Origin of the sequence: Massilia sp. TSP1-1-2 (assembly GCF_049896185.1) — a bacterium.
Classification (GTDB): Bacteria; Pseudomonadota; Gammaproteobacteria; order Burkholderiales; family Burkholderiaceae_D; genus Telluria_A.
Map to the genome: position 1 here is coordinate 249,126 of NZ_JAFCTU010000004.1, position 18,525 is coordinate 267,650.

Here is an 18,525-nt window from a genome sequence, read left to right on the forward strand (position 1 = left end):
CAGAATGCTTTCATGACACCTGACCACGCCGAACTGCAAATCGCGCCAGCCTCGCTTGGCGTGCTGCTCGACCTGTCGCGCCGGGCGCGCGAGGCGCCCGATCAGGCGGTGCTCGCCTTTTTGGCAGTCAACGACAGCCACGCGTTGGCGCCATACCGCCAGGGCGCATTCTGGCTGGCCGACGGTGGCGTCCAGGCCCTGTCGGGCGTGGTGCAGATTGAAGCGAACGCGCCCTATGCCCAATGGCTGCAGCAAGTGTGCGCCAGTCTCCCCGCCGGTGGCGAGCCGGCTAACGTCGGCCACGCCACCCTGCCCGCAAGCCTTGAAGCCGAATGGTCCGACTGGCTGCCTGCCTTTGGCTTGTGGCTGCCGCTGCCGGGCGAGCAGGCCGGCGGCTGGCTTTTCGCGCGCGAGACGCCGTGGCAAGCCATCGATATCGCGCTGCTGGCCGAATGGATGCGCATCTGGCAGCACGCGTGGGCCGCGCGCGCGCGCGCTTCGTGGTCGTGGCGCGGAACCGGGGTCGGTGCGCGTCTGGCCACTTCACAGCGCCCGTGGTGGCGGCGGCGCGGCCTGCTGCTGCTGCTCGGCGCACTACTGCTGTGCGCATTGCCGGTGCGGCTCACCGTGCTCGCCCCGGGCGAACTCGTTCCGGCCCAGCCGGCCATCATCCGCGCGCCGCTCGAAGGGGTGATCGGCAGTTTTGCCGTCAAGCCGAATCAAGCCGTCAAGGCCGGACAAATTCTGTTCAGCTTTGATGACGCGCCGCTGCAGGCCCGCCTCGAAGTGGCGCGCCAGGGCCTGGCCGGCGCCGAGGCAGAATACCGCCAGGCGGCGCAACAGGCGCTGAGCGACAGTAAAAGCAAATCCCAGCTGGCCATGCTGGCGGCCAAGACCGAAGAACGGCGCGCCGAAGTGGGCTACCTGGGCGGCCAGCTGGAGCGCGCCAGCGTACTGGCGCCGCAGGACGGCATTGTGCTGCTGGACGACGCATCGGAATGGATCGGGCGCCCGGTCACGGTAGGCGAGCGCATCATGCGCCTGGCCACCCCGGGCGACGTCGAAGTCGAAGCCTGGCTGGCATTGGGCGACGCCATTCCGCTGGCCGACGCCGCTCCCGTAACGCTGTACCTGAACGCCAGTCCGCTCGATCCCGTGGCCGCGCGCGTGCGCTACGTTGCATTTGACGCCGTGCAGCGGCCCGACGGCGGCTATGCTTACCGCGTGCGGGCCAGGCTCGCCGGCGCCAGTACCCAGCGGGTCGGCCTGAAGGGCACGGCCAAGCTGGGCGGCCAACGGGTGCCATTGATTTACTGGATCGTACGCCGCCCGCTGGCCGCGATCCGCCAGGGCATCGGGTACTGACATGGCCCTGCCCGTGCTGCGCGAAGAACTGGCCTTGTTCGCCGGCCCCCGGCTGGCGGATGGACACCCGAGCTGGACGCTGCACGACCCCGTGCGCAACCAGTTCTTCCAGCTCGACTGGCTCAGCTTTGAGATCGTCAGCCGCTGGCATGGCGACAGCGCGCAACAGATCGTCGACGACATCGGGCAAGACACCACCTTGCGCCCTGAAGTGGACGATGTCCAGGCCGTAGCCGAATTTTTGATGGGTAACGATCTGCTGCGCCCCACCCGTCCGGACAGCGCCACCCTCATGGCCGCCCGCCAGGCGCGCGCCAAAGGCAACTGGTGGAACTGGCTGCTGCACCACTATCTGTTTTTCCGCCTGCCGCTGGTGCGTCCCGATCGCTGGCTAGGCCGCTGGTCGGCGCGCGTGGCGCCGCTTTACACGCGCCGTTTTTTCCACCTGACTCTCGTCGCGCTCGCGCTTGGGCTGACGCTGGTGCTGCGTGACTGGCAACAGTTTTCCGGCACGCTGGTCGACACTTTTTCGTGGCAAGGCATTGCCGGCTTTGGACTGGCCCTCACGGTGGTCAAGGTACTCCATGAGCTCGGCCATGCGTTTACCGCCAAGCGCTACGGCTGCCGGGTGCCGACCATGGGTGTGGCGTTCCTGGTGCTGTGGCCAGTCGCCTACACGGACACCAACGAAGTCTGGCGCCTGAATGAACGCAAGCAACGCCTGGCCGTGGCTGCCGCCGGCGTGGCGACCGAACTCGTGATTGCCGTCTGGGCAACGCTGGCCTGGGCCGTGTTACCGCCAGGCGTGCTCAAATCGACCGCTTTCATGCTTGCCACGACCACCTGGATCGCCACCGTGATCATCAACGCCAGCCCGTTCATGCGTTTCGATGGCTACTTCCTGCTTTCCGACTGGCTCGGCATACCCAATCTGCACAGCCGTGCCTTTGCGCTGGCGCGCTGGGACTTGCGCGAGCGCCTGTTCGGCCTGCAAGCGGCGCCGCCGGAAGTGTTTGCGCGGACCCGCAGCGCGGGCTTGATCGCCTTTGCCTACGCTACCTGGCTATACCGCATCATCCTGTTTTTAGGCATTGCGGCGCTGGTTTACCATTTTTTCATCAAGGCGCTGGGAATCGTGCTCTTTGTTGTTGAAATCGGCTGGTTCGTACTGCTGCCCATCCTTCGCGAAGTGCGCTTGTGGCCGGCCCTGCTGGCGGCGCAGGACGGGCGCCCCTTTGTATGGCGCAAACTCGGTGGGCACATGCGGCGCCTGCCGCGGCTGCGCCGCAGCCTGCTCATTGCCGCCCTGCTGCTGCTGCTCGCGTTCGCGCCGTGGCCTACCAGGCCAGCCGCCTCGGGCTTGTTGCGACCGGCGCAAACGTTTCCGCTGCATGCACCCGGCGCGGCGCAGGTCAGCAAGCTCACTGCGGCTGACGGCGCCCTTGTCGAGGCCGGCGCAACGCTGCTGGAACTGGCCTCGCCCGAGCTGCAGTTGCGCTGGCGCCGCGCCCAGGCCCGGCTCGAGCAGCTGCGCTGGCAGGCCGCCAATGCCGGCGTGGAAACTGAACAGCGGGGCCAGATGCAAGCGCTGCAGCAAGCCCAGGTCACGGCCGCCGCCGAAATGGCCGGGGTCGAGACGGACATTGCGCTGTACGCGCCCAAATCCCCGTTCGCCGGCGTGCTGTACCTTTCGCCCGAACTTCAGCCCGGGGTCTGGGTCAGCGAGCGCGAACGGCTGGGCACGTTGGTCAAGCCCGGGCGCTGGCAGGTCGAGAGCTACCTCGACGAGGAGGCGGTGCGCAGGGTCAGCGTGGGCGACACGGCGCGCTTTTTCCCAGACCAACTGGAAGGCGCGCCGCTGACCTTGCGCGTCGCGGCGATCGAGCAGGATGCCTCGCGCGTGCTGCTGCACGGCGAACTAGCGAGCCAGTTCGGCGGTTCGGTACTGACGCGCGAAAAACATGGCCAGCTGGTGCCCGAGCAGGCGGTGTACCGCGTCACGCTGCAAGTTGACGGCGATCCTGGCCGATTGGCGCAGCATAGCTGGCGCGGCCAGGTCGTCATTCATGGGCGCTGGGTGGCGCCGGGCCTGGTGTACTTGCGCGCGGCCATGGCGCTGCTGTGGCGCGAACTGGGTTTCTGAGCCGGTGCGGGCAGGCCCGGGCCGGCCGCTCAGTTGGCCTGTGTCCTTTTCAGCGAGCGCACCGGCACCGCTTCGCCGGGGCCGTTGAGCGTGGCCTGGCTTGAAGAGAGCGGCGCGTCGCCTGGGCACGATAACGCCGACAGTGTCTGGGTCAGCTTGCGTTCCAGCGCTGTGAGCCTGGTAATTTCGAGGTGCACCTCGCGCAGCTTTCCCGATAGTTCGGCTTCCAGGTCGGCGCGCCCCATTTTCCCTGCGCCCAGCTTGGGGATGAAGGCGGCAATCTCGGCCAGCGAGAATCCCAAAGCTTTGGCGCTTTGCACAAAGCGCACGCGCTCCAGGTGCTGCACGCCGTAGCGGCGGTAGCCTTTGGCTTTGCGCCGGGGTGGGTCGAGCACTTGCAGTTTTTCGTAATAGCGCAAGGTGTCGAGCGTCAGCCCGGTTGCCGCTGCCAATTCACCGATTTTCATTGCCGTTCCTTCACGTAACAATGCAGGCAAGCACTTGACCCTGGAGTCGACACACGGCTTTAAGATGCAAGCCAGACGAATTTTCCGAGGGTTTCATCATGTTGCATTTCCTGCTATTTTGGCTCGCTGCGCTAGCGGCGGCCGGTGCTGCGGGCCAGCCGGTGCGCGAGACCACGCCCACTGGCAGTGGGAACACTTGCAGGCGGCGCGCAGTTGCCGGTGCGTCGCTTGCTGCCGTTCGCCATCCTCCCACAGTACTTCCAGCACACCCTCGCCGCGCCGGTTGGTAATCTGTTCAGGCTGCATGTTAAATCTGCCCCAGCGCCAGGCGCACCGCCTTGCGCACTTCCGGATCCGGATCGCTGTCCTGTTGCAGTAGGGCAGGCAATGCGGCGGCGTCGCCAATCTCGCCCAGCGCCAGCGCAGCCTCCTTGCGCAAATTGCTCACCGTGTGGGCGAGCGCCTCGACCAGCGCAGGCAGCGCGGCGCGATACCGCAAGCGGCCCAGGCTGCGCGGCGCGCGCAGGCGCACCTGCCAGTAGGGATCAGTCAACGCGTCGATCAAATCCGGCGCGGCGGCCAGCGCGTGCAGCTTGCCCAGCGTCGTGGCCGCCTCCTCGCGCACCTGCCATGCGGCGTCATGCAGCGCTCCACGCAGGGCTTGCGGCGCTGCCGTGCCCGAAGCAAAGCCGAGGGCTCCCACGGCGCTGCGCCGCACGTCCGGCTCAGGGTCGGCTTGCACCAGCGCACTTAAGGCGCCCGTGGCGTCCGCGTTTTTCAGGTAGCCGAGCACGCTTACCGCTTGTCGTCGCACCAGCGCGTCGCTGGCCTGCAAGGCTGCCATGACGGGGCCAAAACTGCGTGGCGCGCGCAATTCGCGCAGCGCCCGCAATACGGCCACGCAGACAAACGGATCGGCGTCGGCCGCGTGCGGCAGCAACTGCGCCGCCGCTGCGCCATTTTTCAGCTCCGACAAGCTGTGCGCCGCCGCAGCCGCCACTGCGCCTGGCGCACCGTGATGCGCGAAACCCCGAACATGCTTGCGAGCGCGCTTTCCGCCGGCAGCCTGGCGTGTGCCGCATAACTGCCGTCGGCAATACTGGCACGCAAACTTTCAGGCACCTGGGAGTGCAGCGTGAGTGCCGGTGCGGAGAATCGGGATATGCTTTTCATCATGGACTGCTTCGGATCGGCCTGTCATGACAGGAAGGTATGAAGCGAAGTCCAGCGAGCGCCAGGCAAGCCATGGTCGAATAAAAATGCCGGTGGATATTCGAAAAACAAACGCCAATGCCGAATTTAAATTTCAACTATGGATATGTGAAATCAATCGTGGCGCCAGGCGCGGGGATGGCGCATAGTGCGCCCGTCTCCTCCAGTTGCTTTTGTCATTGGAGTTAGCCCGCCTTTGTCGGCGGGCTTTTTTTTGTCAAGCGTTCACATGCGTTCGAGCAGTTGCTGCTGCGCCCGTTCGCTAAGCACCATCACCAGCTTCAAGCGCGCGCGCGTCATCCCCACAAACAATTTACGCAGCACCAGTTCGTCGATCATGTCGAAATCGATCTCGGTAAAGATCACCGCCGGCGCCGACTGCCCCTTGAAGCGGTAGACCGACTCTGCCAGCAAGCCGCCTTCGCGGTACACGGGGTCGCCAAACAGGTCATAGGCGCCCGTGAACGACTTCAATGTGTGGGCGTCGCTCAGCCGGTCCAGTTTCAGGATGGCCGAGCGTTCGCGTCCGCGAAAGGTGGCAATGGCAATGTCGTGCCGCGCGAACCCGGCGGCCAGGCACAGCGTGATGGCGTGCTTGGTCTGGGCGAGCATGGCCTCGGTATCGGTGTGCGGGAAGACCAGCTCGTCAATATCGGCCCCTTTGAATGGCGAGCCCGCCTCCACCGGCGGACTTACCGCGCCGATGGCGGCGAGCATGTCGACAATTTGCCGCGGGCTGCGGTAATTGGTGTCGGAATGCAGTGTGACCCAGCCCGGCAAGGGCACCACCTCGCGCCCATACAGGTTCTGGTTCGGGTCTTCCAGCCAGATGGCGCGTCCATCGGCTTTTAGCATGCGCAGCAAAATGTCGCGCCATGCGACCGAAAAATCCTGCCCTTCATCGACGATCAGCACATCATGCCGCCACGCCTCGGGCAGCTCGGCCGTGGCCATTTGCCGCTCGATGTCGCGCCAGACGTCTGGCGCGGCGTAGTTCGGCGTCTGGCCCTGGAAACGCAAGAAGGCGTCGCTGAGCATGTGAAAGGTCGCCACGCGCCCGCCGGCCGGCACCAGGCGCTCGATGTGGTCGGCCAGGGGCCGGTTGTAGCAGACATACAGCGGGCGCAGACCCGCTTCGATGGCCGCCGTATATTCGGCCAGCGCCAGCTGCGTCTTGCCGCTGCCCGCCGTACCGACCACGCGCAGCCTGAAGGGAGAAAATTCAAGCCGCCGCGCCCAGATGGCAAGGCCGCCGGCCAGGCGCGTGACCATCTCGGCGGCGTTGCCGATCATCGCGCTCGGGTCGGGCCGCAGGCTGAGCGTGTTGCCAAGAAAGCGCGTCACTTTCTCGAACTGCTCGCCCGGCGTGTCCGGCGTGAGCGGCAAGGTGACGCGGATCACTTGCGCCAGCTGGTCTTTGCGGGTGGCGTCGATGATATGGCGCGGGTCGATGTCGGCCAGATGCGGGTCGCGCACGATGTAGTCGGGACAGTACAGCAGGTAATCGATCGACAGCGCGCCGCCGAAGCGCTCGCGCAGGCCGCTGATGGAGCGCGTGATGTGATGGCGGATCTTGCGCGGCTTGCCTTCGAAGTTCTTGACCAGGCCATCGGGCGTCTCGTTCAGAAAGCCCGATTTCTGTTCGATCAGCAATATCCGTCCGGTGGGCGCGACGATGATGAAATCGATTTCCCCGTAGGCTGAAAAACCGTTTTCCACATTGGTCCAGTGGACCCCGTGATAGATGCGGTACGGGGTATCGGCCAGGCGGCTCTCGAGGTAGGTGAGCGTCTCGATTTCACGCGCCGCGGCGCCGGTGACGGCCAGCTCTTTCCAGCCAGTAGGGTAAATGTGGAGCATAAGCGGGCCGCGGCCGGTCATCGGTGATTCTCTATTGTAAAACTTTGATGGCGAGAATGCCACGCGCTTGCCTGGGATGTGGTTCGCATTGGCATCGCATCTTCCTTATTCGTTTTGCAACTTTACGCAAACGTTTTTATTCGTTCTTTTCCGAATTGAAGAATCGTATATTGGCTTGCCGATGTCTATCGCCACCAATGCGCCAGACCGCCCCTTGCAGCCCAACGAAAAAGGTTCCGCCATGTCAGATGACACACTTCCGTCTGCGATTGCGCCAGCATTGGCATCCATCCATGCCGAAGCGGCCCGCGCCGGCTTGCCGTTTGCCGGCGCCGTGCCGCCCGCCCTCGCCTGGCAACTGACATCCACCGCCGGCGTCTTGCTGGTGGACGTACGCTCGGCCGAAGAGCGCCACTTTGTCGGCCACGTACCCGGTTCGTTGCATGTGCCCTGGGCCACCGGCACCGCGCTCTCGCGCAACCCGCGCTTCGTGCGCGAACTGGAAAGCAAAATTGGCGGCAAGGATCGCGCCGTCTTGCTGCTATGCCGCAGTGGAAAACGCTCTGCGCTGGCGGCCGAAGCGGCCACCAAGGCCGGCTTGAATCTGGTGTTCAACGTGCTCGAAGGTTTCGAAGGCGACATCGATGCCCGGCAACAGCGCGGCAAGTCCGACGGCTGGCGCTTTCGCGGCTTGCCGTGGGTCCAGGACTAGCGCCGGCGCAAGCACCCGATATTTCAGAGGATCTCATGGCCACTTTCGACATCACGAGCATCGTCCAATCCCTGCATGCAACGCGCCATCGCTGGCGCCAGCAGCAACGCGGCGCCAGCGAAGTTGGCGCGCGCGAGTTTCCCTCGCGCGAAGCGCTGGCCGCCATCATTGACAGTCTCAAGGGCGTGCTGTTTCCCATGCGCCTGGGCCCGACCGAGCTGCGCCAGGAAAGCGAGGATTTCCACGTAGCGCACGCGCTCGACGGCGCGCTGCACGGCTTGCTCAGGCAAGTACGCCGTGAGCTGAACTACAATACGGCGCTGACCGGCGCCGAGCTTGGCGATGTCGATGCCGCCGCCCTGGCGCTGGTGCGCAGTTTCGGCGCGGCGCTGCCGGCCATCCGCGTTTTGCTCGACAGCGACGTACTTGCAGCGTTTCAAGGCGACCCGGCGGCGCGCAGCGTCGATGAAGTCCTGCTGTGCTATCCGGGCGTGCTGGCAATGATCCACTACCGCCTGGCGCATCACCTGTACGTGCTGGGCTTGCCGCTGCTGGCGCGCATCGTGGCCGAACTGGCGCATGGCGCGACCGGCATCGATATCCATCCGGGGGCGCGCATCGGCGCCGGTTTCTTCATCGACCACGGCACCGGGGTGGTGATCGGCGAGACGGCCGTCATTGGCGAACGCGTGCGCCTGTACCAGGCCGTCACCCTGGGTGCCAAGCGCTTTCCCACGGACGTGGACGGCACCCTGCAAAAGGGCTTGGCGCGCCACCCGGTGGTGGAAGACGACGTCGTCATTTACGCCGGCGCGACCATCCTTGGACGCATCACGATCGGCAAAGGCGCGGTCATCGGCGGCAATGTCTGGCTGACCCACGATGTGGCGCCGGGCGGGCGCGTGGCCCAGGCCGAATCGCGCGAGGGTGCGTTTGCCAACGGCATCGCCGCTACCTGATCGAGGGGGAATCGACAACATGATCAACGACAGTGTTCCCAGCGTGCTGGTCACAGGCTTCGGTATCGGCGTGCGCCAACTGCGCGAGGCGCGCGGCTGGTCGCAGGAGCGACTGGCCGAACAGGCCAACTTGAATCGCTCCTTCGTCGGCGAGATCGAGCGCGGCTGCGTCATCGCCTCCTTGCTGACGGTCAAAAAACTGGCGGCGGCACTCACCTTGACGCCTTCGGCGCTGCTGACTCGCTGCGAGGCGATCAAGTAGTCCATGTGGACCACGTTGATGGCGATAGCATGTTGCGCGGGCAATGCTGCACCTGCACACTGGCCGGGTTGATTTTCTCACCAGACAATTCGTGCGTGCTGGTGACGCAATCGCTTTTTAAACCAAGCTGAATTGGAGTGACCATGTCGGCAACAGTGGGCGGTACAAGCGCACTTAAAGATAACGCGGCGCGGCAACTTTGCCAACGCCACCAAGACGGCCCCGCAACTGGAGACCATCAGTCCGCGCTGGCTGACGCATTTGCTGCAATGGGTGCCGGTGGAAGCGGGCATCTATCGCCTCAACAAGGTCAACAATCCGGAAGCGATCAAGGTCACCTGCACCGCGCGCCAGGAAGAAAACCAGCTGCCCCGCACCTACGTCGACTACGAGGAAAATCCGCGCGTGCTGTACCTCAACGCGGTCTCCACCGTGCTCGACGTCCATACCCGCGTCTCCGACCTGTACAGCAGCCCGCACGACCAGATCAAGGAACAACTGCGCCTGACGATCGAAACCATCAAGGAAAACCAGGAAAGCGAGCTGATCAACAATCCCGACTACGGCTTGCTGGCGCAAGTGACGGACCGCCAGCGCATCTTCCCGCTGACCGGTGCGCCCACGCCGGACGACCCCGATGAGCTGCTCACCAAGGTCTGGAAGGAGCCCGCCTTCTTCCTCGCCCATCCGCTGGCGATCGCCGCCTTCGGCCGCGAAGCGACCCGGCGCGGGGTGCCGCCGCCGACCATCAGCCTGTTCGGCTCACAATTCATCACCTGGCGCGGGATTCCACTGATCCCGTTCGACAAGGTGCCTGTGGCCGACGGCAAGAGCAAGAACTTGCTGCTGCGCGTGGGCGAGAAGCTCCAGGGCGTCATCGGGCTGTTCCAGTCGGGCTTGCCGGGTGAGCAAAGTCCCGGCCTGGCGGTGCGTTTCATGGGCATCAACAACCACGCCATTTCCTCGTATCTGATCTGCCTGTATTGCTCGCTGGCCGTGCTCACCAGCGACGCGCTGGCCGTGCTCGACGACGTTGAGATCGGTAAATACCACGACTACCCGGACACTTACAAGTAAGCCGCGCCATGAACCTGTTCCCTGCCCCTGCCCTTGGCGCTGCCCCTGCCGCCAACCTGCCTGCCGCAGCGCCTTTCGCCGTGCCCGATTCCCCGCAGCCGCCGTTCGACCCGGCTGTGCTGGCGCGCCTGGCCACGGCGTTCTTTGCGGCGCCCCCGTTCGCTCCGCACGGCGTCCAAGCCCCGGGCAATATCGCACCGCCCGGTTCGCCGTTGGTCAGCCCGGCCGGCTTTGGTCCCGGCCTACCCGGCACGCCGATACCACAAGGGCAACTACCCGGCACCAACCTGATCCCGGCCGCGCCCACCAACGTCCTTTCGCTGGGCAATCGCGCGCCGGCGCTGCTGCCCGCCGCGCAAGCGGGCAATGGCGCGCCGGACAAAGCGCACGGTGCCATTCCCGCCTACGAACCGCGTGCCGGCGGCGCCTTTCTCGGCGTACCGCAAGCGATCAAGGCCGCGCTGGCGCCCCGGCCCGGCCCGTTCTACTTCCTCGATGCCGTCCACGGCGAGCCTGGCATAGCTGACGCGCCGGCACGCTCGCCGGCGCCTTTGTCCACGCCACACTATTATTTTGTCGCCGCTCCGCCGGCGTCGGCGGCGCCCGAGCTCACCGAGCGCTCGCCGCCGTTCGACGTGCATGCCGTGCGGCGCGACTTCCCGATCCTGCAAGAGCGTGTCAACGGACGCCAGCTGGTCTGGTTCGACAACGCGGCCACGACGCACAAGCCGCAAGCGGTCGTCGACCGCATCGCCCACTTTTACGCGCACGAGAACTCGAACATCCACCGCGCCGCGCATGCACTGGCCGCGCGCGCCACCGATGCTTATGAGGGAGCGCGCCAGCGGGTGCGCCGCTTCCTGAATGCGCCCGCAGTCGAGGAAGTCATTTTTGTGCGGGGAACCACCGAAGCGATCAACCTGGTGGCCAAAAGCTGGGGCGCACAATATGTGGGCCAGGGCGACGAAATCATCGTCTCCCACCTCGAGCACCACGCCAACATCGTGCCGTGGCAGCAACTGGCAGCGGCCAAGGGCGCCACGCTGCGCGTGATTCCGGTCGACGACACGGGCCAGGTCTTGCTCGACGAGTACCGCAAGCTGCTCAACAGGCGCACCAGAATCGTCGCCGTCACGCACGTGTCGAACGCGCTCGGGACAGTGACGCCGATCCGCGAAATCGTCGAGCTTGCGCATCGCGCCGGCGCCCGGGTACTGGTGGACGGCGCCCAATCGGTATCGCACATGCGCATCGACGTGCAAGCGCTGGGGGCCGACTTTTTTGTCTTTTCGGGCCACAAATTGTTCGGGCCGACCGGCATCGGCGTGCTGTGGGGCAAACGCGAAGTGCTGGAAAACATGCCGCCGTGGCAAGGCGGCGGCAACATGATCGCCGACGTCACCTTCGAAAAGACACGCTACCAGCCGATACCGAACAAGTTCGAGGCCGGCACTGGCAACATTGCCGACGCGGTGGGACTGGGCGCCGCCATTGATTACATCGGCCGGATCGGCATCGACAACATCGCGCGCTACGAGCACGACCTGCTGGAGTACGGCATGCGGCAACTGGGCGCCATCAGGCAAGTGCGGCTGATCGGCACGGCGACCGGGAAAGCCAGTGTGATCTCGTTCGTGTTGGCCGGGCACAGCACCGCGCAGGTCGGCCAGGCGCTCAACGACGAGGGCATTGCCGTGCGCACCGGCCATCATTGCGCGCAGCCGATCTTGCGCCGTTTCGGGGTCGAGAGCACGGTGCGCCCGTCGCTCGCCTTCTACAACACCTTCGACGAAATCGACCAGTTGGCGGCAGTCGTCAAGCGCCTGGCGCAGCACGAGCGCTCTTTTGCTTGACATTGTCGGGCGGGCGCGCAGCACCGGCCGGCGCCGCGCGCCGCGCCGCCGTGCCGCCGTGCCGTTCCACCAAGAAGCAGTATTGATGGTATTCAACAAAAAGATTGATGTGGAGAAAAATGTGATCCACATTCCCGTGTGGACGCGAAGCGCCGAGGCTCCACCGGGGCCATCAAATGCGTATTGCGACAAGACTCGGCGCCGTCGTGCTGACGGTTTTTATTATAAGCTGCGCCGTCGCAGCGTTTGCCGCAATGCGTTTCCGGGAAGTTGCCAAACTGACAGTCGCGGCCGAAGCACGCGACTTGGCCACAAGCATGGCCACCATGCTCGCTTACGACAGCGCCCACGCCAGCGATCAAGAGCGCAATCTCCAGTACCAGCGCATCATCGCCGCCGTCGCCGCGAGCCAGCAGCGCGACCGGGAAGTCTTTGACCGCAACCTGGTCATCGTGGCCGACGTGGCGAGCGAGGACGTTGGCACGCCCGCTCCCCAAGGCTTGCGCCGCGACAGTATCGCCGCCACCTTGCGCGACGGCCAGCCGCGCCTCATCACGGAAGGCGCGGGCCAGAATAAGGCGCTGATCCACCAGGTGGTGGTGCCGGTGTATAACCGGCAACGTCGCGTCATCGCGGCGCTCATTTATGAATATACCCCGCTGTACGACAGTCTGCTGAGCCGCGCCCGCGACGCCATGCTGGTCGTCGGCTGCGCCGCATTGCTGGGATTGGCGTTGGCCTTGCTGTGCGCGGCCTGGATTTCGCGCAGCATTTCAGCCCCGCTCAAGCAATTGACGCATGCGGCGCGCCAGCTCGCGCAGGGGCAGCGCCATGTGACGGTCAGCACCAGCTCCACCGATGAAGTCGGCGCACTAACGCGCGTCTTCAACAAGATGAGCGTGGCCTTGCTGGCGTCGAAAAAAAATTTGTCGAAACAGGCGCAAACCGATTTGCTCACCGGACTGCCCAACCGCATGCGCGCCTGCACCCAAAACAAGCGCTGGCAGGATGCGGCTCGCCGCCGGTGCCAGTGGCCGTCAATGTCTCGTCCAGGCAGTTGCGCACGCTGAGCTCGAGTCGATTGTGCAACGCGCGCTCGACGACAGCGCGCTCGCGCCGCAATGGCTGGAACTCGAACTGACCGAAAGCGTTTCCATGGCCGATCCCGAACGCAGCGTGCCGATGATGGAGCGCATGAAGACGATCGGCTTGTCGCTATCCATCGACGACTTCGGCACCGGTTACGCGGACATGAGCTACCTGCGCCGTTTTCCGATTGACCGCCTCAAGCTCGGCATCTCGTTCGTGCCCGACATCACGACCGACCCGGGCTGCCTGGCCATTGCCGACGCCATCATCACCATGGCCCACAGCCTGCACCTGGAAGTGGTGGCCGAAGGGGGGGGGAAACCGAGGGGCAGCTGTCCTTGCTGGCAAGCCGTCATTGCGACATCCTGCAAGGCTACTTTTTCAGCAAGCCCTTGCCGGCGGCCGAGCTGGAACAATTTCTGCGCACCGGCCACAGCATGCCTGCAAACCTCACCGGTCGCGCCAGCAACGCACCCCTGCTGTTGTTGCAGGACGACGAGACACTCGTGCTCGAGTATCTGTCGTTGGTGCTCGGCAATGAAGGCGATGACGTGCGCGCCATGTCCGACCCCCTGCGCGCTTTTGAGTTACTCGCGTGCCATGAGTTTGCGGTCGTGCTACGCGACCAGCGCATGCCGGCCATGGATGGCATTGCATTTTTGAGCCGTGTGAAAAGCATGCATCCCGCGACCATCCGCATCATCCACAGCGCCTTTGACGATGCGCTCGTCACGCGCGAAGCGATCAACCGCGGCGCCGTGTACAAGTTTGTCGACAAGTCAGCGAACAATCTGGCACTGATTCATGCAGTCAAGGATGGCTTTGACAGTTACCTGGCGCGGCGAACCACAAGCCATGGCGCGAATCCGGCCGGCGCCACCCTGCATGGCTGAGGCGCCGAGCGGCGCCCAAGGCCAGCGCAGCGGGGCGGGGCGGGGCGGGGCGTCACCTGAACATGACGTGAGCCTGACATTCGACAAAAGAAATATTACTTGAAAAAAAGTATTGCCAAATTATTTTTGGCAACTCAATGCCCTTGCCGAAATTAACTTTTGGTTACTGCTATAGTATGGCCGTATGTATGTTTCTCGCCCATGGTTGCAAGTGCCGCGCCATCGGCAAGCCTGTTCGGCAGTGGCGAGTGCGCCCCGTGCGCGCGACGAACTGAGCATTTTATTGATTCGAAAGCGCCTATGCGTACGACTGGTTTTGGGATGGTCATCGGCGCCACCGAGCACAAATTAGTTGCAGATGGAAATATTGAGGTCAGGCGCCAGGAAAGCTTACTGAAAACCGGCGCGCTCCAGGACGCCATTTTCAACAGCGCTTATTTCTCTTGCATCGCGACCGACGAAAAAGGGGTGATCCAGCTCTTCAACGTGGGCGCCGAGCGCATGCTGGGCTACAGTGCGCTCGACGTCGTCAACCGGATCACGCCAGCCGACATTTCCGATCCCCTCGAAGTGATTGCGCGTGCCAAAGCGCTCAGCGTGGAAGTCGACACCCCCATCACGCCTGGATTTGAAGCGCTGGTCTTCAAGGCCTCGCGCGGCATTGAAGATATTTACGAGCTGACTTACTTTCGCAAGGATGGCAGCCGCTTTCCTGCGCTGGTCTCGGTCACGGCCTTGCGCGACGATCAAAACGCCATCATTGGCTACCTGCTCATCGGCACAGACAATACCGCGCGCAAGCAAGCTGAAGAAGCGCTGCTGAAGGCGGGCGCACTGCAAAGCGCCATCTTCAACAGCGCCAATTTCTCCAGCATCGCCACCGACGCCAGGGGCGTGATCCAGATTTTCAACGTCGGGGCCGAACGCATGCTCGGCTACACGGCGCTCGAGGTGATGAACAGGATCACGCCGGCCGACATCTCCGACCCCCAGGAAGTTATCGCGCGCGCGCTCGCGCTCAGCCTGGAGCTGGAAACGCCCATCACGCCCGGCTTCGAAGCGCTGGTTTTCAAGGCGTCACGCGGCATTGAAGACATCTACGAACTGACCTATGTGCGCAAGGACGGCAGCCGCTTTCCGGCCATCGTCTCCGTCACGGCGCTGCGCGACGCCCACGACGACATTATCGGCTACCTGCTCATCGGCACCGACAATACCGCGCGCAAGCAGGTCGAGGCGGCCCAGGCGCTGCTCGACCAACGCTTGCGCGATCAGCAGTTCTATACCCGTTCACTGATCGAGTCCAGCCTCGACGCCCTGATGATGACGGACCCGCAAGGCATCATTTCGGACGTGAACCAGCAGATGGTCGCGCTCACCGGCCGCACCCGCGACGAACTGATCGGTGCACCGAGCAAGAAGTTTTTCACCGACCAGGTACAGGCCGACGCCGCCATCAAGCGCGTGCTCCAGGAAAACAAGGTCACCGACTACGAACTGACGGTGCGCGCACTGAACGGGGTGGAAACAGTGGTCTCGTACAACGCTGCCACCTTCCACGACCGCGACCGCAAGCTGCAAGGCGTGTTCGCCGCCGCCCGCGACGTCACGGAGCGCAAGCGCTTCGAACATACGCTGGAAGTAAAAAATGGTGAACTGGAACGTGCCAGCCGCATAAAATCGGAATTTTTGGCCACCATGTCGCACGAATTGCGCACGCCCCTGAATGCCATCATCGGCTTTTCCGAAGCGCTCAAGGATGGCTTGCTGGGCGAAACCAGCGCGCTGCAAAACGAATGCATCAGGGACATTTTCAGCAGTGGCCAGCACTTGCTGTCGCTGATCAACGATATCCTCGACCTGTCCAAAGTCGAAGCGGGCATGATGGCGCTCGAGCTGGAAACGGTCGATCTGCACGCCCTGTTACTGAACAGCATGACCATCGTGCGCGAAAAAGCTGCCGCCCAAAACATCACGCTGGCCCTGGAAGGTGGCGCCGAGCTGGGCTTGCAACAACTGGACGTGCGCAAGACCAAGCAAATCATCTATAACCTGCTGTCGAACGCCGTGAAATTTAGCGCCAGTCGCGGCGCCGTCACCTTGCACGCCCAACGCGTGCCGCGCAGCGCGGTCGGCCAGCTCGCCGGCCACTGGCCGGTGCACAGTTTTCCCCTGGCGCCAAACGAGTACCAGGAGTTTCTCGCACTGTGCGTGAGCGACGCCGGCATCGGGATTGAGGAAAACGACTTGGCCAAGCTGTTTCAGGCTTTCAGCCAGATCGATAGCAGCCTGGCACGCAAATTCCAAGGGACGGGGCTAGGTCTGTCGATGGTGAAGCAGCTGGTCGAACTGCAGGGCGGCGCCGTGGCGGTCGCCAGCCGCGCCGGCGAAGGCTCGCGCTTTGGCGTGTGGTTGCCGCTTCGCGCGCTGCTGTCCGAGGCGCCGGCCGCGCCCGTCAGCGCGCCAGCCGCGGCGCGCCCGCAAGCGGCGGTTCACATGGCGCTGGTGGTCGAAGACAACGACCAGTCCGCGTCCCTGGCGCGCCTGCTGCTCGAAGCGGAAGGCTTTACCGTGCTACGGGCAGCGAGCGCCGAAGAAGCGTTACGCATGGCGCCCCAGCAGCCACTACACCTGATCACGCTTGATATCCGACTGCCGGGCATGGATGGCTGGCAATTTCTGCAGTGCCTGCGCGACATCCCGGCGCTGGCGCGGGTGCCGGTCGTGGTCATTTCCGGCATCGCCAATGCCGATCTGGGCCTGTCTGGCGGCGCTGCGGCCATCTTGCAAAAGCCGATCAGCCGCGCCCAGTTGCAAGCGTCGCTCAGCCTGCTGGGGCTACACCCGGCACTGGAACGCACGCGCACGGTACTCGTTGTCGATCACGACAGCCGGGTGGTTGAAACCATCGCCGCCTTTTTGCCCATGCCCGCCTATGCGGTGGTGCGCGCCTACACCGGAAGCGAAGCCATCTTCCTGGCGCAACACATGCGCCCGGACCTGATCTTGCTGGACCTGATGCTGCCGGACCTGAGTGGTTTCGCAGTAGCCGAAATGCTGCAACACAACGCCGCGACGGCGCGTATTCCCATTCTGGTGGGCGCCGCAGCGCAGACCGGGGTGGCGCAGCGCGGCGCAAAAGAAAGCCTCGACCAGGCCCGCTTCATCGCCGAAGTAAGGCGCGCAATGCTGCGCGACTAAGGGGAACGGGCATGGCACGCATCCTGATCATTGAAGACAGCGCCGCCACCATGAAGTTGACCACGCTCCTGCTGCGCCATGCCGGGCATGCCGTGTTGTGCGCGCAAGACGCCGAAAGCGGCTTGCTGATGGCGCGCACCGAGCGGCCGGCATTGATCCTGATGGACATTCAATTGCCCGGCATGGATGGCCTGGCCGCGACCGCGCTGCGCAAACAGGACAGCGCCACAAGCGCCATCCCCATCATTGCGCTCACTGCCATGGCCATGAAGGAAGACCGCGAAAAAAGCGAAAGCGCCGGCTGCGATGCTTACATTGCCAAGCCGCTGCGCTACGCACAATGATATGCGGCGATCGACGCGCTGCTGCTGCTGCCGCCAGTGTCAGCATGACGGTGCGCGCGCCCACCATCCTGATCGTCGACGACGAAGCGCAAAACCAGCGCCTGCTGGCGGTACTGCTGCGCCCAGAAGGCTATCAGACCTCCAGCGCGATCAGCGGCGAAGAGGCGCTGGCCGCCATCGACGCCTCGGCGCCGGATCTGATCTTGCTCGACATTACCATGCCTGGCATGGACGGCTATCAGGTGGCCAGCATCCTGAAGGCCAACCAGGCCACTGCCAACATTCCCATCATCATGGGGACCGCGCATATGGAGCGCACGGCGCGCCTGGCCGGGCTCGATGCGGGCGCCGAAGATTTTCTGACCAAACCGGTCGACTGCGCCGAGCTTTGGTTGCGGGTGCGCAAACTGTTGCGCCTGAAAGCGTTTGGCGATGTGCGCGACGAAGGCCTCGATCTGGAGCAGCAGGTGCTGGCCCGTACCGTCGACCTGCAGCGCTTTCGCACGGCGATGGACGCGACCGCCGACGCCATCATGCTGGTCAGCCGCAACAGCATGCGGTTTATGGAAGTGAACGAAACAGCGTGCAGCCTGCTGGGCTACGAGCGCAGGCAATTGCTGGACATGGGACCGGCCGAACTGATCGACGCGAGCAACGCCAAGCTGGAGCGCCAGTATGACGCGCTCATTGCCGGCCCCGCCAACCGCGACCAGCAAGAAACGGCCATGGTGCGCAAGGATGGCTCGACGGTGCAGGTGGAAGTGAACAGCCAGGCCCTGCGTTCCGGGTCGGACTGGACCATCGTGGTCGTGGTGCGCGACATTACCGAGCGCAAGGAAGCGCAGATGCGCCTGACGCATCTGGCCCACCACGCCGCCCCTGACCGGCCTGCCCAATCGCACGCTGTTTTATGAAACGCTCAAGCGCACCCTGGCGCTGGCGCGCAACACAGGTTCGCTGGTGGCGGTGATGTTCATTGACCTGGACAATTTTAAAGGCGTCAACGACACGCTAGTGTAGTGCGTCAAACAGATTGAATCTTATTAAGTTTGGCACGAGCGCGCGTGACTTTGGCAAGAATGTCGGTC

At 64.1% G+C, this 18,525-nt stretch carries 17 protein-coding genes and 2 pseudogenes; 14 read left to right on the forward strand and 5 right to left on the reverse strand.

Annotated elements, in window-relative coordinates; all coding sequences use genetic code 11:
- Positions 1–12 precede the first annotated feature (12 nt).
- Both ACP7BV_RS05465 and ACP7BV_RS05470 read left to right on the forward strand, forming a co-directional pair.
- Entirely contained in the window at positions 13–1,365 is a 1,353-nt protein-coding gene (locus tag ACP7BV_RS05465; RefSeq protein WP_426102299.1) for an efflux RND transporter periplasmic adaptor subunit, read from the forward strand.
- Position 1,366: 1 nt separating this feature from the next.
- Positions 1,367–3,508 (forward strand): site-2 protease family protein, encoded by a 2,142-nt coding sequence (locus ACP7BV_RS05470; RefSeq protein WP_426102301.1) that lies wholly within the window; start codon positions 1,367–1,369, stop codon positions 3,506–3,508.
- Positions 3,509–3,537: 29 nt separating this feature from the next.
- Here the strand turns inward: ACP7BV_RS05470 and ACP7BV_RS05475 are convergent, their stop codons facing one another.
- The 5 genes from ACP7BV_RS05475 to ACP7BV_RS05495 form a co-directional block, all read right to left on the reverse strand.
- Positions 3,538–3,975, reverse strand: coding sequence for a MerR family transcriptional regulator (locus ACP7BV_RS05475; protein WP_426102303.1), 438 nt, complete (start codon positions 3,973–3,975; stop codon positions 3,538–3,540).
- 96 nt (positions 3,976–4,071) lie between these two features.
- A complete protein-coding gene (locus ACP7BV_RS05480) occupies positions 4,072–4,281 on the reverse strand; it encodes a gamma-butyrobetaine hydroxylase-like domain-containing protein (RefSeq protein ID WP_426102305.1) in 210 nt (69 codons plus the stop codon).
- Between the two features lies 1 nt (position 4,282).
- Positions 4,283–4,951, reverse strand: a complete 669-nt coding sequence (locus ACP7BV_RS05485; protein ID WP_426102307.1) for a HEAT repeat domain-containing protein — start codon at positions 4,949–4,951, stop codon at positions 4,283–4,285.
- Entirely contained in the window at positions 4,939–5,151 is a 213-nt protein-coding gene (locus ACP7BV_RS05490; protein ID WP_426102309.1) for a GntR family transcriptional regulator, read from the reverse strand. The genes ACP7BV_RS05485 and ACP7BV_RS05490 overlap by 13 nt, the downstream gene beginning before the upstream one ends.
- 261 nt (positions 5,152–5,412) lie before the next feature.
- Positions 5,413–7,047 carry an ATP-binding domain-containing protein gene (locus ACP7BV_RS05495; RefSeq protein ID WP_426102311.1) on the reverse strand — a complete coding sequence of 545 codons (1,635 nt, stop codon included), beginning with the start codon at positions 7,045–7,047 and terminating at the stop codon, positions 5,413–5,415.
- Positions 7,048–7,288: 241 nt separating this feature from the next.
- Between ACP7BV_RS05495 and ACP7BV_RS05500 the strand changes: the two genes are divergently transcribed.
- The 12 genes and pseudogenes from ACP7BV_RS05500 (at position 7,289) to ACP7BV_RS05555 (ending at position 18,457) form a co-directional block, all read left to right on the forward strand.
- Complete coding sequence (locus tag ACP7BV_RS05500) at positions 7,289–7,759, forward strand: rhodanese-like domain-containing protein (protein ID WP_426102313.1); 471 nt, start codon at positions 7,289–7,291, stop codon at positions 7,757–7,759.
- A 35-nt stretch (positions 7,760–7,794) separates the two neighbouring features.
- Complete coding sequence (epsC, locus tag ACP7BV_RS05505) at positions 7,795–8,718, forward strand: serine O-acetyltransferase EpsC (RefSeq protein ID WP_426102315.1); 924 nt, start codon at positions 7,795–7,797, stop codon at positions 8,716–8,718.
- A gap of 19 nt (positions 8,719–8,737) precedes the next feature.
- Positions 8,738–8,980 carry a helix-turn-helix domain-containing protein gene (locus ACP7BV_RS05510; RefSeq protein ID WP_426102317.1) on the forward strand — a complete coding sequence of 81 codons (243 nt, stop codon included), beginning with the start codon at positions 8,738–8,740 and terminating at the stop codon, positions 8,978–8,980.
- A 143-nt stretch (positions 8,981–9,123) separates the two neighbouring features.
- Positions 9,124–10,057 (forward strand): annotated as a pseudogene (locus tag ACP7BV_RS05515) (family 2A encapsulin nanocompartment shell protein).
- A gap of 8 nt (positions 10,058–10,065) precedes the next feature.
- A complete protein-coding gene (locus tag ACP7BV_RS05520; protein WP_426102319.1) occupies positions 10,066–11,910 on the forward strand; it encodes a family 2A encapsulin nanocompartment cargo protein cysteine desulfurase in 1,845 nt (614 codons plus the stop codon).
- 317 nt (positions 11,911–12,227) lie between these two features.
- Entirely contained in the window at positions 12,228–12,980 is a 753-nt protein-coding gene (locus ACP7BV_RS05525; RefSeq protein ID WP_426102321.1) for a HAMP domain-containing protein, read from the forward strand.
- Positions 12,919–13,251, forward strand: a pseudogene (locus ACP7BV_RS05530) (EAL domain-containing protein); the annotation flags it as partial. The gene ACP7BV_RS05525 and the pseudogene ACP7BV_RS05530, both read left to right, overlap by 62 nt.
- Positions 13,252–13,337: 86 nt before the next feature.
- Entirely contained in the window at positions 13,338–13,892 is a 555-nt protein-coding gene (locus tag ACP7BV_RS05535) for a response regulator (RefSeq protein WP_426102323.1), read from the forward strand.
- Positions 13,893–14,192: 300 nt separating this feature from the next.
- Positions 14,193–17,093 (forward strand): PAS domain S-box protein, encoded by a 2,901-nt coding sequence (locus tag ACP7BV_RS05540; protein WP_426102325.1) that lies wholly within the window; start codon positions 14,193–14,195, stop codon positions 17,091–17,093.
- 11 nt (positions 17,094–17,104) lie between these two features.
- Complete coding sequence (locus ACP7BV_RS05545) at positions 17,105–17,437, forward strand: response regulator (RefSeq protein WP_426102327.1); 333 nt, start codon at positions 17,105–17,107, stop codon at positions 17,435–17,437.
- 44 nt (positions 17,438–17,481) lie between these two features.
- The gene (locus ACP7BV_RS05550; protein WP_426102329.1) at positions 17,482–18,351 is read left to right on the forward strand and encodes a response regulator; all 870 of its coding nucleotides are present in this window, start codon (positions 17,482–17,484) and stop codon (positions 18,349–18,351) included.
- Between the two features lie 16 nt (positions 18,352–18,367).
- Positions 18,368–18,457, forward strand: coding sequence for a diguanylate cyclase domain-containing protein (locus ACP7BV_RS05555; RefSeq protein WP_426102351.1), 90 nt, complete (start codon positions 18,368–18,370; stop codon positions 18,455–18,457).
- Positions 18,458–18,525: the final 68 nt, after the last annotated feature.